This is a genomic window from Empedobacter sp. UBA5036 (assembly GCF_002415215.1).
Taxonomy (GTDB): domain Bacteria; phylum Bacteroidota; class Bacteroidia; order Flavobacteriales; family Weeksellaceae; genus Empedobacter; species Empedobacter falsenii_B.
Genome location: NZ_DICC01000058.1, coordinates 25,648 through 40,583, shown reverse-complemented (window position 1 = coordinate 40,583; position 14,936 = coordinate 25,648). Strand labels below are relative to the sequence as shown.

Below are 14,936 nucleotides of genomic sequence, written 5' to 3'. Positions count from 1 at the left end.
TTAGTCCGAAAGCCGATTTTTAGTACAAAAAAAACTTCAAATATATGAAGCTAAAATTTTAAACCATCATATGAGAACTGATCGCAATTCTATTCCAAGCATTAATCGTGGTAATTGCAATAATGATAATCGCAATATAATTTTCAGAAAAAAGTGCCAAAGCTTTTTGATAATTTTCTTCTGATAAACCATGTTGACTAATATTTGTAATTTCTTCGGTCATCGCCAATATTACACGTTCTTCCTCTGTAAAAAGTGTAGTTTCTCGCCACGCATTCAACAAAAAAATACGTTGATTTGTTTCGCATAATTTCATCGCGTCTTTGGTGTGCATATTAATACAAAAAGCGCAACCATTGATTTGTGAAGTTCTGATTTTAATAAGCTCTAAATGCAATTTATCTAATTCAGAATTTGCTAAAAAATTCTCTAAACCATACATCGCTTCGTATGCTTTTGGTTCTAATTTTTGAATGTTTAATCGTGATTTCATTTCTTAATTTTTAACAGAGTTCGTCGATTATTTATTCAATAAAATTAAACTGGTTTAAGAAAACTCTTTCTTTCGGATTTCGCTTAAATATTCGGGTGTGAAACCTAAATAAGAAGCCAATAAATATTGCGGAACACGTTGTAAAAACTCAGGAAAATTTTTCTTGAAATGAAAATAAAACTCCTCTTTCGAAAACTCTTTCAAGTATTTGGAACGCATTTGAGCAGCAGCATTTACTTTTTGATAAATTTGTTTGAAATACGAATTGAAAATAGAATGTTTTTGGCATAAAATTTCTTCGTTTGTTTTACTCATTTTCATAATAATTGCATTTTCTAGAGCTTGAATATAAAACTCAGAAATTTGTTGATTAATGTAAGAAAACGAATCTGTCAACCACCAATTTTCGATAGCAAAATCAATGGTTTGTTCTACACCTTTTTCATTGATGAAAAATAATCGAATACATCCAGAAATAATAAAATAATTGTACGTACAAACTGTTCCAGCTTTATGAATCATTTCTTTTTTCTTCACCGAAAATTTTTCAAAATATTGGACTGAATCGTGAAATTCTTCTTCAGAAATTGAAGTGAAAATTTGAATATGTTTCTTTAACTGACCGAAAGAATTTTCCATTTTATAAGCTTAATATATTTCTCTTTAAAATTAATGATTAGTTTCCGAAAGGACTTAATTTAGTTTAAAATTAATCAGGTTTATAGTCAGAATTTGGAGTGCAATTTGCTTGAAATGAATCGTCGAAAGAACATAAAAATAATCTATAAAGATTTGACATTATTTTTTACTTTTACGAACCAAAAAATAACAATAATATGGCTTCAGGAATATTTGCAATTTTAGATGATATTGCAGCATTGATGGATGATGTAGCGGTTACAAGTAAAGTAGCAGCGAGTAAAACAGCAGGAATTTTAGGAGATGATTTGGCTGTAAATGCTGAGAAAGCGACGGGATTTTTGTCTTCGCGTGAAATACCTGTTTTATGGGCAATTACAAAAGGTTCTTTTATCAATAAATTGATTATTGTTCCAATTGTTTTGACACTAAATCATTATATGCCAGAAGTGATAAAATATGTTTTGATTTTGGGAGGTTTTTATTTAGCTTTTGAAGGTGTAGAGAAGATAATCGAGTTTATTTTTCACCGTCCAAAAAAAGGTTCAGAAGTTATTCATGAAGATAAAGTAGAAGATAAGAAACAAGTTTCGGAAAAATCAAAAGTGAAATCTGCGATTATTACAGACTTTATTCTTTCGATAGAAATTGTGATTATTGCATTGAGTACAGTTTTGGAACAACCAATGTTGACACAAGTTTTTACAGTTTCGTTTATTGCAATTTTAGCAACTATTGGCGTTTACGGGATTGTAACTTTAATTGTTCGTATGGATGATGCAGGTTTTAAACTGATAAAAGCATCGCATGACAAAGGAGCTGTTTCTAAATTAGGACACTTTTTAGTTGATGCATTGCCTTTTGTGATTAAAATTTTAGGATTTGTAGGGACTGTTGCGCTTTTATTGGTGTCAGGCGGAATATTTGTTCACAACATCGATTATATTCATCATCATTTACCTACAGCAATTCCAATGATGATTAACGAAGCTTTGATTTCATTAGTTGCAGGATTATTGGTTGTGGTACTTGTCACAATAGTTAAGAAAATAATAGGTTTAGCTAAAGGTTAGGAGATAGAATAGATTTCGAAAAGAATTGTTAACTATTTCGTATCTTTGAATAAAGATTTACAAATGGCAGATTATATCAGAATTCATCCAGAAAATCCACAAGAAAAAGCGATTGATCAAGTGGTTAAGATTTTACAAAATGGAGGTTTAATTATTTATCCTTCCGATACTGTGTATGGATTAGGATGTGATATTACGAATATTAAAGCAATGGAGAAACTTGCTCGATTGAAAGGTGTTAAACTTGAAAAATCTCATTTTTCTATTGTTTGTAATGATTTAAGCCATTTGTCACAATATACTTTACCAATTGATAACAGTACGTTCAAAATTTTGAAACGCGCTTTACCAGGTCCTTTTACATTTGTCATGAATGCATCGCGCAATTTACCTGTTGCTTACAAAGGTAAAAAAACGGTTGGTATTCGTGTTCCAGATCATGCTGTTCCGCAAATGATTGTCGAAAAATTAGGAAATCCTATTGCTTCAACTTCTATTTATGATGAAGATGAAATTGTAGAATATACAACAGATCCTGAATTGATTTTTGAAAAATGGGAGAAGCTTGTAGATGCTGTCATTGATAGTGGTTATGGAGATAATATTGCGTCTACTGTTGTTGATATGACGGATGGAGTAGAGGTTTTACGTGAAGGTAAGGGTGATATTGAAGATTATTTATAGGATTCAACATTAATTATATAAAACCAAAAAAGGATTTCAATTGAAATCCTTTTTCTATACTAACTAATTGATAAAATTATTTATCAATCGAACCCATTACGCGTTGCATAAAAGTATTGGCAGCAGTACGCTCGTCCAATCCTTCTTCTTCCATCATTTGCTTCATTTCCATAGCTCCACAAATGTTAGAAATCATTTCTCCAATTACTTCTTGTTCTGGCTCCTTTACAGCTGGAGAATCAGCATAAACTTCCAAAACTTCTAAAGCTGTTTCCATTGCTTCAATAGAAACGTTTTTTGCTAAATTCTTAAATACCGGCAACTTCATTGATCAATTCTTTTACAGCATCAATTTTAGACGCAGTTACTTGTCCTACATTTTCTCCTCCTTTGAAAACCGCGAAAGTTGGTAAATTTGGAACTTCAGCTAATTTTCTTGATTCTACTAATTTTTCAGCATCAACATATAAAAACTCAGCTTGACCTTCATATTCAGCCGCTAATTTTTTGAATTTTGGTTTTACTAAACGGCAGTTTCCACACCATCCAGCACCATATTGTACAATTACTATATTGTTATCAGCAACTACTTGTGATAAGTTATCTTGTTCTAATTCTGCAAACATTTTATTAATTTTTATAAGTTAAAAATTGGGTATAAAAAAGGCTGTCTAAGTGTTGAGCTTAGTGATTTTTATTGAAAATGAATTCGTTAAAATCTCCTGTCAAATTTTTTAGACAGCCTCTTCGTGAATTTTGAAAATCAAAAGATTTTCAAGTTATTTTTAGTGAGAAGCTAAGTAAGAAGCTACACCATCTTTAGTAGCGTTCATAGCATCTTTTCCTTCTTCCCAGTTTGCTGGACAAACTTCACCATATTTCTCAACGTGTAAAATTGCATCTAATAAACGTACATACTCATCGATGTTACGTCCTAATGGTAAATCGTTGATTGTTTCGTGACGAACAACACCATTTTTGTCGATGATGAAAGTACCACGGTAAGCAACTGGAGCTCCTTCAAATTTTAAAGAATCATTTTCTTCATTGTAAACATACTCACCAGCTAAAACTCCGTAATCCATAGCGATAGTTTTTGCTAAGTCAGCAACGATTGGGTAAGTAACACCTTCGATACCTCCGTTATCTTTTGCAGTGTTTAACCACGCTAAGTGAGTTTCTTCTGAATCACAAGAAGCAGCGATTACAACAGCATCTCTTTTTTCGAATTCAGCTAATTTAGCTTGGAATGCGTGTAATTCTGTTGGACAAACAAATGTAAAATCTTTTGGGTAGAAGAATAAAACGATGTTTTTCTCTCCGATTGGCATTGAAAAGTTTTCTACGATTTCGTCTCCATCAATTACTGCTGGCGCTGTGAATAAAGGCGCTTTTTTTCCTACTAATGACATAATTTTAATTTTTTATATTTTGTTTTTTACTTCTCGATGTGATAAAACTTGTAATAGTTTTTATCTCTTTTACTGATACAAATTTAGACTGATATTTTAAACTGTCCATATATTTTCAATTTCAAATATAGATTATACTATAAATTATATTTATGATATATGATTAATAATAATTATTGAGTTAATATTCTATTGAAATTCAATACAACAGCCTTTTTATCTTATTTATACGCTAATTTACGAAGATTATTTACCCTAAAGAATGATATTCATTATGTTGATGATTATTTAAAATGAATTAAATTTTATTTAAAAACGACTGTGATAATTATGATTTAATGATAAGTTCACAAGGCATAGAGAAAGATTAAGATATTAAAACGAAAAAGGTTAGTGAATTCACTAACCTTTTTCGTTTTATATTTTTTTAATTTTTCTTTCGATATAGGTATTAAAATTTTTTCCATCCATTGAAATTTCAAAAGCTGTGTTAACTTCATTATTTTCGAGTAGCGAGTAAATCAATCTAAATATGGGTTGATTGGGTTTTGTTTCACTCAGAAATGTAATCGTTTTTTCGGGATAAGTAATCGAATAATTGATAACATGACCTTCGTTATCAAAATAAATAGCTTTCGATAAATTTTTATTTTCATCTAAATAAACAACCAATAAATCATCATATACTGTCATTTTTTTAGAATCTCGCGAAGGATACCCGGAACGACTTTTTCTAAAAATTACATTTTGATCTATTGATATTCAAAAGAAAAAGTTCCTTTTCCTTCGCCAGGTTTTCCAATACCAATTCTTCCCCAATTTCCAATTAACCAACCCCAGTTATTATTCGTTTGTGCGAATGCACAATTAGTAATATTTAGAAATAAAGTTTGGGTAATTAATCTTTTATAAATAATTTATATATCGTGTGTTATTTGTATTGCATAAAACAAACTTCGATTATTTCATCTTCATAATTACAGTTGCTAATTTCAACCGGAATATTATTAACACCAGATTGAACAGTTTATATAGCTGAATTTTTTGTGTAAATTTTTGAAGAATTCTTAAATTTAAATTAAAAAATACCTTTTTCATTCATCATTCCTCGATTGTTGATAGTAACTATATATTTACAATCACTCAATGTGTTATTTCAATTTGTTACATCTATTATAAAAGAACAAGAATAGTGTTTAATGTCATCATCTTGCCACAAACAAGATTGAAAACTTTTTAATTAAACGAAAAAACTAAATTTTATATACCTCATTAACATTGATTTGAGTTGTAAATAAACCGTAATTTACAAAAACAATTTCTTTTTTTATCTTATCAATTGTTCCAACACTAGACGAACCATGAATTTTGACACGATCACCAACTTTCAACGCATCAATTTTTTTCTGAGTAGCTGCTTTTTCTTTCTTTTCGATTACTTCTTTTTGTTGAGAAATTGTTTCTGAATTTTCTTTTAATTCGCGTTTAACTTCTTTCTCTACAATTTTTTCAATTTTCTTTAATTGCTGAACTTCTTTCGTCTTTTTCGAATTTTCCATTTCAATTAATTTTAAGAAATTCGAAATCATTTGTTTTTTATTCTTAGTTTTTAGATAAGAATCTGCCATGTCCGAAATACGTTCTCCAAGCTTCAAACGTTTTTGCTCGCGATCATATAATTGCTGAAAATCATATAGTTTTTGCTGAATTTTTTCATTCGTTTGCTCTAATTTTTCGTTGTGCTCAAGATTTGTTTCGCGCAACTCTTCAACATGATCTTTTGTTTTCTGAATTTCAAATTTTTCTTGTTGAAGTTTTAAAATAGTTTTATCCAAACTCACTTTTTCACGTTCAACTTTTTTCTTCGCACGATTAATCAAACGAAACGGAATTTTATTTTTCTCAGCAACCTCAAATGTAAATGAACTTCCGGCTTGTCCAATTTCCAAACGATAAAGTGGTTCCAATGTTTTTTTATCAAACAACATACAAGCATTTATCGCTTCTGGCAAACTTTCTGCGCTCAATTTGATATTTGTATAATGCGTAGTAAACACACCGAAAGAATTACGTTCATAAAATTCTTCAAAGAAAACTTCGGCCAAAGCTCCACCCAATTCTGGATCAGAACCTGTCCCAAATTCATCAACTAACAATAATGTTTTATCGTCTGCATTCTTCAAGAAATAGGACATTTGTTTTAGACGATAACTGTATGTTGATAAATGATTTTCAATGGATTGATTATCTCCAATATCTGTGAAAATTTGATTAAAAAATCCAAATTGACTTTGATCTTTTACAGGAACTAAAACACCACTCTGAATCATAATTTGAAGTAAACCAATTGTTTTTAACGTAATTGATTTTCCTCCAGCATTTGGACCAGAAATAATGATAATTCGACAATCTTCGTTAGTTTCTAAACTCTGCGGAATCGTTTTTTGAGCTTTTCTTTTATTGTTTAAAAATAAAACAGGATGATAAGCATCGACTAATTTGATAATTCGATTCTCAGAAAGTTGAGGTAAAATTCCATTAATCAAAAAAGCATAATTTGCTTTCGCTTGTGTAAAATCGATGTACTCTAAAAACGTTTGATATTCTTCAAGATTTGGTTTGTATTCTGCAATTTGAGCAGTTAAATCTAACAAAATCTGAATCACCAAATATTTTTCTTCTTCTTTTAATTCTTCCCATTCGCGACGAGGATTTTGTACACTTTCTGGCTCAATAAAAGTAATCGAACCAGTTTTTGAAGTCCCTAAAAATTGCCCTTTCACACGTTTTCTCAAAGCCGATTTAACAGCCAAAACACGACGATTTCCAACAACGGATTCGCGAATGTCATCCAAATAATCGGAATGATAAGACATCGATTTATTGAACAATTCGGTAATTCGTCCATTCAAATGACGCAAACGATCGCGTACAATTTTCAGTTCTGGACTTGCATCGTCTTTGATTTCTCCAAATTTATTGAATACTTGATCGATTAATTTTACGATATTTTTTTCGTAAGTAATCGTTGACGCCTTCTCAAACAAAACAGGTGCATATTCGTTGAAAGCTGTCAAATATTTCAAGATTTCTTTCACTTGAAGCGTATTCGCCTTGATTTTGAAGAATTCTTCTGCAGGCAAATAATAGTTTTCGATTTCTAATCGGCTTAGATTTTCATCTAAAATATAATATTCTGAAAACGGAAAACGATTTCCCGTCTCGAAACTTGTTAAATATTCGTTTGTCGTTTGTAGATCTTGTACCAAAAGTTGGTGATCTTGGTAAGGTTTTAAGTTAAAAATAAACGCTTCAACCTTTTCTGTATAAGCAAATTCTGCGATTTCTTTTTGAACCGCATTAAATTCTAAATCTTTTAAAGTTTGTTCTGATATTTGCATTAACGCAAAATTACGGATAAAATTTCGACAAATTCAAAATCATGAAATACTTTGAAATCTGTGATTTTTTTATGATTGATCAAAATGGATGACATTAATTTTGACCTTATTGATATACGTCATTTGATCTGGATTTGTATTTGTTCTGCTACTTCTGAAAACTGATTTTTTCGTTTCATTTGGTTTTAAATCAATTGTTAAAGTTTCAGAATTGATTGTAGGATTTGGATTTTTAAATTCAAAAGTTAATTTAACTGTTAAGGCAAAATCCTTGTTTTTATTCTTCACCTCCGTATTTATTACATATGTTGTGTCAGAATTATATGTCAAATCTGTATTCAAAACATTTATATTATTTTCAATTTTTCGACCCAAATCATAACGATCATCATTAACAATATCAATACAAGAATTCAGTATAAAAAAGGGAATTAGGTAAAGAAACTTTTTCATAGAGGTTAAAAATTGGTTAATTTTGTTTCTGTATAAATATATAAAAATGGATGTGAAATTAGATGCTTCTTGGAAAGAAGTTTTAAAGAATGAATTTGAAAAGGATTACTTTAAAATATTGACAGATTTTGTACGAAATGAGTATAAAACAAAAACAATATATCCTCCCGCATCCAAAATATTTTCTGCATTAGATTATACGCCTTTTGATGATGTTAAAGTGGTTTTGATTGGTCAAGATCCTTATCATGGGATTGGACAAGCAAATGGTTTGTCTTTTTCGGTTGTCGATGGAATTAAATTACCTCCAAGTTTGCAAAATATTTATAAAGAGTTGAATGATGATTTAGGAATAAGAATTTCTACTTCTGGAAATTTGGAAACATGGGCTAAACAAGGTGTATTATTATTAAATGCAACTTTGACGGTTGAAGCTTCTAAGGCAGGTTCGCACCAGAAAAAAGGCTGGGAAATATTTACAGATGCTGTAATACAGAAGCTTTCTGATCAAAAAGAAAACCTTGTTTTTATACTTTGGGGAACTTACGCTCAAAAAAAGGGAGCAAAAATTGACCGAAATAAACACTTTGTTATAGAATCTGCTCATCCTTCTCCATTAGGAGCTTACAGAGGTTTTTGGGGGAGTAAACCTTTTTCGAAAACTAATGATTTTTTGAAAAGTAAGAATCTACAACCTATAAATTGGGAAATCAAAAGTAAATAATTTACATCGCCATAATTTTTTGTAAATAAGAATTAAAAGCTGTAGGGGTGTTTACGTTTATATACGGAACTTTTTCAGTTATTTTATCTTTTAGAACAGCATATGTTGTCACAAAAATGGTAATATTTGGTAGATTTTTCTTGATTGATTCGAGATAAATTGCAAGAGAAAAATAGTCATAATTTTTAGAGATATAAGTAAAAATATGTGTAATTTGATTATTTTCAATACATTCTAAAATATAATTTAAACTTTGATTTTCGCCTAAATAAATTCCTTTTTCGTTATTAATTTTTAAAAGAAGATAAGTATAAATTAATTCTAAATCATCATTTTCTTTTTCAGGTAAAAATAAAAGCCATTTACGAGAATTTTAATCTGAATATGGAATTGATTTAATCAAATAAAAAAGATGTTTTCTAATTAGATTTTTAGAAAAAGAAATAACCGATTCTTGAATTGTATACTTTTCTAGAATGATAGACATTTTACTTAAAAAAGGGAAAACTATGTCTATACAAAATTTTTCGATTCCAATTTTATTGAAACAAAGAGTAAGCATGGTTTCAAAAAAACGTGTATCATACGAAAAACAAGAACAGATTAATAACTCAAAAATTGGTTCATAACTTTTGTTTTTCTGGATATAATTTTGAATTTCAAATTCGGATAAAACTTGTATTTCTGAAAGTGATTTTATACTTAAATTTTCTACTGTATTTTTTTATTTGATTCAACTAAAAAAGATATAATAATTAATTTTTTTAAGTGATCATGATTAAATAGTGAATTTTTATCAATCTTATCTTCGTTAAACAATTTGAACTTTTTATCCCATAAAACAATCATTTGTTCATCTAGTCTTGACAGGTCTGAAAGGTTTTTTAGGGAATAAGTATTCATAATGAGAGTTCTAAATAGTCTCTTTAAAGTTAATGATATATTGTGAATAAATCAAAAGAAAGATTAGTGATTTATTAATAAATTAAAACTATTTTATTAAATATGATAATTTCATGCTTTTAATAACGTCTAAAATTATGTTATCTTAGCAAGAGTCATAAAAAAATCAAAATCACAAATAAATGTCACAAATTACTCAAGAAGAAAAGAAAGAAAAGTTTGTACATCCAATACAAGAAGTATACACTCCCAAAAATAAAGTGCGTATTGTAACAGCGGCGGCTTTGTTTGATGGGCACGATGCGTCGATCAATATTATGCGCCGTATCATTCAGGCAACGGGTTGCGAGGTGATCCATTTAGGTCACGATAAATCGGTTGAAGATGTTGTAAATACAGCGATTCAGGAAGATGCAAATGCAATTGCAATGACATCTTACCAAGGAGGGCACAACGAATATTTCAAATATATGTACGATTTGCTTCAAGAAAAAGGAGCAGGTCATATCCGTATCGTAGGTGGAGGTGGAGGTGTAATTTTGCCATCAGAGATTAAAGAATTGATGGAGTACGGAATTACACGTTTATACTCTCCTGATGATGGTCGCGAATTAGGTTTGCAAGGAATGATTAATGATATGGTAGAGAAGGCAGATTTTCCGACAGGGGCATTAGAATTACCAGAAGGAAAAGATGTGTATCAATCATTAGAAGATAAAGATATCACGACGATTGCGCGATTAATTTCGTTGGCAGAAAATCGTGAAGAAGACTTTTTAAAAGCATTTGATTTCGATAAAGTAGCTGATAAATCTGCACCAGTTTTAGGAATTACGGGAACAGGTGGAGCAGGAAAATCGTCTATGGTAGATGAATTAGTTCGTCGTTTCTTGATTGATTTTCCAGAAAAATCAATTGCTTTGGTTTCTGTCGATCCATCGAAAAAGAAAACGGGTGGTGCTTTGTTAGGCGATCGTATTCGTATGAATTCTATCAACAATCCTCGTGTTTATATGCGTTCGTTGGCAACTCGTCAATCAAATTTAGCGTTATCGAAATATGTAGAGGAAGCAATTCAAGTGTTGAAAGCAGCGAAATATGATTTGATTATTTTAGAAACTTCTGGAATTGGTCAGTCAGATACCGAAATTTTAGATCATTCTGATGCTTCTTTGTACATTATGACGCCAGAATTTGGTGCTGCAACGCAATTAGAGAAGATTGATATGTTAGATTTTGCTGACATTGTTGCGATTAACAAATTCGATAAACGTGGTGCTTTAGATGCGTTGCGCGATGTAAAAAAACAATATCAACGCAATCATAATTTGTGGGATGTAAATCCTGATGAAATGCCTGTTTTCGGAACAATTGCTTCTCAATTTAACGATCCAGGAACCAATCAATTATACAAATCAATCATTGATAAAGTGGTTGAAAAAACAGGTGCCGATTTGAAATCTTCTTTTCAAATTACAAAAGAAATGTCTGAAAAGATTTTTGTAATTCCACCTTCAAGAACACGTTATTTATCTGAGATTGCAGAGAATAATCGTGGATATGATGTGCGTGCAAATGCGCAGAGAGATGTTGCGCAAAAATTGTATGGTTTCTTTAAAACAATTGAAACACTTTCTGGAAAAACACCAACTATTTCTCAACACGGGATTGATATTTCTGGAACTGATAATGCTGATTTGGTTAAAGTGCTTTTAGCTGAATTTGATAAATTAAAAATGAATTTAGATCCTTTCAACTGGGAAGTTATCACGACTTGGGATGAAAAGGTAAATAAATATAAAAATCCGGTTTATACATTTAAAGTACGTGATAAAGAAATTAAAATTCAGACACATTCTGAGTCTTTATCGCACTTACAAATCCCTAAAATAGCGTTGCCAAAGTACGAAGCTTGGGGCGATATTTTACGTTGGGTTTTACAAGAAAATGTTCCGGGAGAGTTTCCTTTTACTTCAGGATTATATCCTTTCAAACGTGAAGGAGAAGATCCAACGCGTATGTTTGCGGGAGAAGGTGGGCCAGAGCGTACCAATCGTCGTTTCCATTATGTTTCGAAAGGAATGCCTGCAAAGCGTTTGTCTACAGCGTTTGATTCGGTAACATTATACGGAAATGATCCAGGTCATCGTCCTGATATTTATGGAAAAATTGGTAATGCCGGAGTTTCGATTTGTTGTTTAGATGATGCGAAGAAATTATATTCTGGTTTCGATTTATCGCATCCAGCAACTTCAGTTTCGATGACGATTAATGGACCAGCACCTATGTTGTTAGGTTTCTTTATGAATGCTGCAATCGATCAAAATTGTGAAAAATACATCAAAGAAAATGGTTTAGAAGCTGAAATTGAAGCAAAAATCAAAGCTATTTACGAAGATAAAGGTTTGGAAAGACCTCGTTATAATGGTGATTTACCAGAAGGAAATGATGGTTTGGGGTTAATGCTTTTGGGTGTAACTGGTGATCAGGTTTTACCTGCAGAAGTTTATGCTGAAATTAAGAAAAATACGTTAGCTCAGGTTCGTGGAACTGTTCAGGCAGATATTTTAAAAGAAGACCAAGCACAAAATACGTGTATTTTCTCAACAGAATTTGCGTTGCGTTTAATGGGCGATGTGCAAGAATATTTCATCAATCAAAATGTACGTAATTTCTATTCGGTTTCTATTTCGGGTTACCATATTGCTGAAGCAGGAGCGAATCCTATTACGCAGTTAGCGTTTACGTTAGCTAACGGATTTACGTATGTTGAGTATTATTTATCTCGCGGAATGGATATCAATGCGTTTGGGCCAAACTTATCGTTTTTCTTCTCCAATGGTATCGATCCAGAATATTCAGTAATTGGTCGTGTGGCGCGTAAAATTTGGGCAAAAGCCTTGAAAAATAAATACGGAGCTAACGAACGTGCACAAATGTTGAAATACCATATTCAAACTTCGGGTCGATCGTTACACGCGCAAGAAATTGATTTCAACGATATTCGTACGACGTTGCAAGCTTTATATGCGATTTACGACAACTGTAACTCGTTACACACTAATGCGTACGATGAAGCAATTACAACGCCAACAGAAGAATCGGTTCGCCGTGCAATGGCTATTCAGTTGATTATCAATAAAGAATTAGGTTTAGCGAAGAACGAAAATCCAATTCAAGGTTCATTTATAATTGAAGAATTAACGGATTTAGTAGAAGAAGCAGTTTTACAAGAATTTGATCGTATTACAGAACGTGGTGGCGTTTTAGGAGCGATGGAAACGATGTATCAACGTTCTAAAATTCAGGAAGAATCATTGTATTACGAAACATTGAAACACAACGGAACGTTCCCAATTATTGGTGTAAATACGTTCTTAAGTTCAAAAGGTTCGCCAACAGTGGTTCCTGCGGAGGTTATTCGTGCAACAGAAGAGGAAAAACAATTTCAAATTAAAACTAAAGAAAACTTGAATAAAATTAATGAACAACAAGCTGAAAGTGCATTAGAAACTGCACAACAAGCGGCTATTAACAATCAAAATATTTTTGAAGTGTTGATGGAAGCAACCAAAGTTTGTTCATTAGGACAAATCACTTCTGCCTTATTCGAAGTAGGCGGACAGTACCGTAGAAATATGTAATTTTTTTATTAATAATACTTTAACAGCCTCATCTTTTGATGGGGTTGTTTTCTTTTAAAAATACTTATAAACTAATATGAAAAAAAATGTAATTGTAGCTTTATTCACCTTGTTAGCAATGCCAAGTTTTGCACAAAAAGTTTTACATACCAATGAAAAAATGCTTGAAATAAAAGTAAATGGTAAAATATCAAGCAAATCTTGGGCTATTAATTCTAAAATTAAGCCAGATGTTTTTATGGCAGAAGTTTCAAATGAAAAGAGTGAAGTGATTTATTCTGATGGAAAGAATAATCTTTCTTTTGATTTAAAAAAAGGTGAAACGATTGATTTTTTAATCATTCAGAATAAGAAAGATACCGCTTATCAACGTATTATTGGAATTGCACCTAACGTAAATTTTACAAAAGATTATATCAATAAATATAAAGGAAAAACTGAAGTTGCGATTCCGGAAGTGAGTGAATTGGTCAATATTTTAATGGCTTTGCATCCCGATGCTGAGAAAGAAATTAATATGTTTGACACCAAAACAGAATATTATAAACAAGTAAAAGAGTACTTTAAGCCTTATTTGAATCATCCTGCGATAGATACGATTAAAAAATATATTACAGATTTACAGTATATTGAGGATTACAAAGGAAATATGTTTTCTAATACAAGTTATCGCTATTATTATGCCTTGAAAATGAATGCTTGTGCATATAATTTTGATAAAAACGGAGAGATTAAAAATAATGGAAACATAGGTCAAATGGCAAAAGGCTGGTATACGTTTGATCCGATGAAAGATGCAAAAGTGTTCCAAGATTTTGCAAAAGTGAGTAATTTTAGAGTATTCTATAAGAACAACCAACCGTATTATACAGAACTTTTGCAAAGGTATAATCAATTAAATCCAATTCAGAAAATGCAAAATTGGTTGGATAAAAAGTTCGGATTTGGTTATGGTTCATACGCAGTATATTTTTCGCCGTTAATTTATGGAGCGCATTCTACATCGCGTTTTGAGGATAACGGATTTACACAAACTATTATGTTCATTGCTCGTGCAGATTTTGATTCAAAATTGACTCCTACGCAAAATGAATTGTTAGAATCACGTGTTGTATTTACTGAAATCGATCATAATTATGTAAATCCTGTTTCTGATAAATATGTGAAACAAATCAATGAAGCATTGTCAAATCGTAAAAAGTGGGCGAAACCTACAATAACTGATATGTATGAATCACCTTACAAGGTTTTTAACGAATACATGACTTTTGCTGTTTATACATTATATGTTCATGATAATTATAGCAAAACAGATTTGGATAAATATTTGCCAGAATTGAATGGAATGATGAGTAATATGAGAGGTTTTGCGAAATTTACAGATTTTAATCAAGTAATGCTTGCAAAGTACAAAGAAAATCCATCAATTAATATGACTGATTTATATGAATATATGCTTGATTGGTGTAAAAAAGAGAATGAAATAGATTAGTTTTTTATACAAATAATA

The 14,936-nt window shown here is 31.0% G+C and carries 13 protein-coding genes; 5 read left to right on the top strand and 8 right to left on the bottom strand.

Features of this window, described 5'->3' with window-relative positions:
- Positions 1-58: 58 nt before the first annotated feature.
- Both B4J88_RS10825 and B4J88_RS10820 read right to left on the bottom strand, forming a co-directional pair.
- Positions 59-493, bottom strand: coding sequence for a carboxymuconolactone decarboxylase family protein (locus tag B4J88_RS10825; RefSeq protein ID WP_291067652.1), 435 nt, complete (start codon positions 491-493; stop codon positions 59-61).
- Positions 494-547: 54 nt separating this feature from the next.
- Complete coding sequence (locus B4J88_RS10820; protein ID WP_291067650.1) at positions 548-1,132, bottom strand: Crp/Fnr family transcriptional regulator; 585 nt, start codon at positions 1,130-1,132, stop codon at positions 548-550.
- 197 nt (positions 1,133-1,329) lie between these two features.
- Between B4J88_RS10820 and B4J88_RS10815 the strand changes: the two genes are divergently transcribed.
- A complete protein-coding gene (locus B4J88_RS10815; protein ID WP_291067648.1) occupies positions 1,330-2,205 on the top strand; it encodes a DUF808 family protein in 876 nt (291 codons plus the stop codon).
- A 63-nt stretch (positions 2,206-2,268) separates the two neighbouring features.
- The gene (locus tag B4J88_RS10810) at positions 2,269-2,889 is read left to right on the top strand and encodes an L-threonylcarbamoyladenylate synthase (RefSeq protein WP_219034359.1); all 621 of its coding nucleotides are present in this window, start codon (positions 2,269-2,271) and stop codon (positions 2,887-2,889) included.
- Positions 2,890-2,965: 76 nt separating this feature from the next.
- Here B4J88_RS10810 and B4J88_RS10805 read toward each other — a convergent pair whose 3' ends face one another.
- The 6 genes from B4J88_RS10805 to B4J88_RS10780 form a co-directional block, all read right to left on the bottom strand.
- Positions 2,966-3,217 (bottom strand): DUF6952 family protein, encoded by a 252-nt coding sequence (locus B4J88_RS10805; RefSeq protein ID WP_038336694.1) that lies wholly within the window; start codon positions 3,215-3,217, stop codon positions 2,966-2,968.
- Entirely contained in the window at positions 3,198-3,515 is a 318-nt protein-coding gene (locus B4J88_RS10800; protein ID WP_291067646.1) for a thioredoxin family protein, read from the bottom strand. Before B4J88_RS10800 ends, B4J88_RS10805 begins: the two co-directional genes overlap by 20 nt.
- A 159-nt stretch (positions 3,516-3,674) precedes the next feature.
- Entirely contained in the window at positions 3,675-4,301 is a 627-nt protein-coding gene (locus B4J88_RS10795; RefSeq protein WP_038336698.1) for a peroxiredoxin, read from the bottom strand.
- A 417-nt stretch (positions 4,302-4,718) separates the two neighbouring features.
- Positions 4,719-4,994, bottom strand: a complete 276-nt coding sequence (locus B4J88_RS10790) for a hypothetical protein (RefSeq protein WP_291061361.1) — start codon at positions 4,992-4,994, stop codon at positions 4,719-4,721.
- Positions 4,995-5,554: 560 nt separating this feature from the next.
- Positions 5,555-7,702 (bottom strand): endonuclease MutS2, encoded by a 2,148-nt coding sequence (locus B4J88_RS10785; RefSeq protein WP_291067644.1) that lies wholly within the window; start codon positions 7,700-7,702, stop codon positions 5,555-5,557.
- 69 nt (positions 7,703-7,771) lie between these two features.
- Positions 7,772-8,155 (bottom strand): hypothetical protein, encoded by a 384-nt coding sequence (locus tag B4J88_RS10780; protein WP_291061364.1) that lies wholly within the window; start codon positions 8,153-8,155, stop codon positions 7,772-7,774.
- Between the two features lie 46 nt (positions 8,156-8,201).
- On the opposite strand from B4J88_RS10780, the gene B4J88_RS10775 reads away from it, so the two are divergent.
- The 3 genes from B4J88_RS10775 to B4J88_RS10765 all read left to right on the top strand — a co-directional run bounded on the left by B4J88_RS10775 (position 8,202) and on the right by B4J88_RS10765 (position 14,918).
- A complete protein-coding gene (locus B4J88_RS10775) occupies positions 8,202-8,879 on the top strand; it encodes a uracil-DNA glycosylase (RefSeq protein WP_291067642.1) in 678 nt (225 codons plus the stop codon).
- 1,085 nt (positions 8,880-9,964) lie between these two features.
- Positions 9,965-13,426, top strand: coding sequence for a methylmalonyl-CoA mutase family protein (locus B4J88_RS10770; protein WP_291067640.1), 3,462 nt, complete (start codon positions 9,965-9,967; stop codon positions 13,424-13,426).
- 76 nt (positions 13,427-13,502) lie between these two features.
- Entirely contained in the window at positions 13,503-14,918 is a 1,416-nt protein-coding gene (locus B4J88_RS10765) for a DUF4932 domain-containing protein (protein ID WP_125350330.1), read from the top strand.
- Positions 14,919-14,936: the final 18 nt, after the last annotated feature.

Coding starts and splice junctions, on each gene's coding strand:
- B4J88_RS10825 (WP_291067652.1), bottom strand. CDS start 493: ATGAAATCACGATTAAACATTCAAAAATTAGAACCAAAAGCATACGAA.
- B4J88_RS10820 (WP_291067650.1), bottom strand. CDS start 1,132: ATGGAAAATTCTTTCGGTCAGTTAAAGAAACATATTCAAATTTTCACT.
- B4J88_RS10815 (WP_291067648.1), top strand. CDS start 1,330: ATGGCTTCAGGAATATTTGCAATTTTAGATGATATTGCAGCATTGATG.
- B4J88_RS10810 (WP_219034359.1), top strand. CDS start 2,269: ATGGCAGATTATATCAGAATTCATCCAGAAAATCCACAAGAAAAAGCG.
- B4J88_RS10805 (WP_038336694.1), bottom strand. CDS start 3,217: ATGAAGTTGCCGGTATTTAAGAATTTAGCAAAAAACGTTTCTATTGAA.
- B4J88_RS10800 (WP_291067646.1), bottom strand. CDS start 3,515: ATGTTTGCAGAATTAGAACAAGATAACTTATCACAAGTAGTTGCTGAT.
- B4J88_RS10795 (WP_038336698.1), bottom strand. CDS start 4,301: ATGTCATTAGTAGGAAAAAAAGCGCCTTTATTCACAGCGCCAGCAGTA.
- B4J88_RS10790 (WP_291061361.1), bottom strand. CDS start 4,994: ATGACAGTATATGATGATTTATTGGTTGTTTATTTAGATGAAAATAAA.
- B4J88_RS10785 (WP_291067644.1), bottom strand. CDS start 7,702: ATGCAAATATCAGAACAAACTTTAAAAGATTTAGAATTTAATGCGGTT.
- B4J88_RS10780 (WP_291061364.1), bottom strand. CDS start 8,155: ATGAAAAAGTTTCTTTACCTAATTCCCTTTTTTATACTGAATTCTTGT.
- B4J88_RS10775 (WP_291067642.1), top strand. CDS start 8,202: ATGGATGTGAAATTAGATGCTTCTTGGAAAGAAGTTTTAAAGAATGAA.
- B4J88_RS10770 (WP_291067640.1), top strand. CDS start 9,965: ATGTCACAAATTACTCAAGAAGAAAAGAAAGAAAAGTTTGTACATCCA.
- B4J88_RS10765 (WP_125350330.1), top strand. CDS start 13,503: ATGAAAAAAAATGTAATTGTAGCTTTATTCACCTTGTTAGCAATGCCA.